General features: G+C 65.3%; 2 protein-coding genes. Both read right to left on the bottom strand.

The window, feature by feature from the left end; all coding sequences use genetic code 11:
* Positions 1 to 24: 24 nt before the first annotated feature.
* A complete protein-coding gene (locus FNJ47_RS46305; RefSeq protein WP_163163479.1) occupies positions 25 to 204 on the bottom strand; it encodes a hypothetical protein in 180 nt (59 codons plus the stop codon).
* A gap of 9 nt (positions 205 to 213) precedes the next feature.
* A partial coding sequence (locus tag FNJ47_RS46310; protein ID WP_163163481.1) for a c-type cytochrome occupies positions 214 to 798 on the bottom strand: 585 nt, incomplete at its 5' end.

A 798-nucleotide genomic window follows, 5' to 3' on the forward strand; every position in this document is an offset into this window, starting at 1 on the left:
GGCTATGGTCCGTCTCGGTCGCCATCAGGGAGCGCTCCGCGGCAGGAAGACCAGCAGATAGAATGCAAACCACAATCCGACCACGATAGCCGTCGCTATGCCCGCGATCGCGACCGCACCGCCTGGGCCGCTGCGCACGATGGTCTCGACGGCCTCGTCCTCTGAGACGGATGTGCTCGGTTGCGGCGAAGATGAGTTGATCATGATCGCCCCCTAGTTCAGCGTTGCCGCACGCAGTTCGTTGGCCTGCCGCGCCGATACCGGCTCGCCGCGGTTGCCCCAAGCCGTTCGAATGTAGGTCACGACGGCCGCAACCTCGTCGTCCGACAGCTTCTGCGCAAACGGCGGCATGCCGTGGGGCATCGGATTGCCTGACGTGCCCGGCGGGTAGCCGCCATTGAGCACCATGCGGATGGGGTTGACGGCGGAAACCATCTGGATCGACTGGTTGCCGGCGAGCGGCGGATAGTCCGGCGGCATGCCCTGCCCGGTCGCGCCATGGCAGCTGGCGCAGTCGCGGTCATAGATCGACTTGCCAAGGGACAGCAGCAGGCTGCTCTCGGCCGACGGTAGCGAGGTCGACGCCTTTTCCGGCGGACCGCCCTGCGCAAGGCCTTTCAGGTAGACCGCCATCGCGCGCACATCGTCATCGTTGAGATATTGCAGGCTGTTGTAGACAACCTCGGCCATCGGTCCGTACACGGCGCCCTTCGCGGACACGCCCTTGCGCAGATAGTCGACGATCTCCTCGATCGTCCAGTCGCCGAGCCCCGTCTCCTTGTTGGAGGTCAGCGACGG

The sequence above is a fragment of the Bradyrhizobium uaiense genome, from assembly GCF_010811875.1.
GTDB classification, from domain to species: domain Bacteria; phylum Pseudomonadota; class Alphaproteobacteria; order Rhizobiales; family Xanthobacteraceae; genus Bradyrhizobium; species Bradyrhizobium uaiense.

Excerpts from the sequence above, each read along its gene's own strand:
- FNJ47_RS46305 (WP_163163479.1), bottom strand. The coding sequence starts at position 204 with ATGATCAACTCATCTTCGCCGCAACCGAGCACATCCGTCTCAGAGGAC.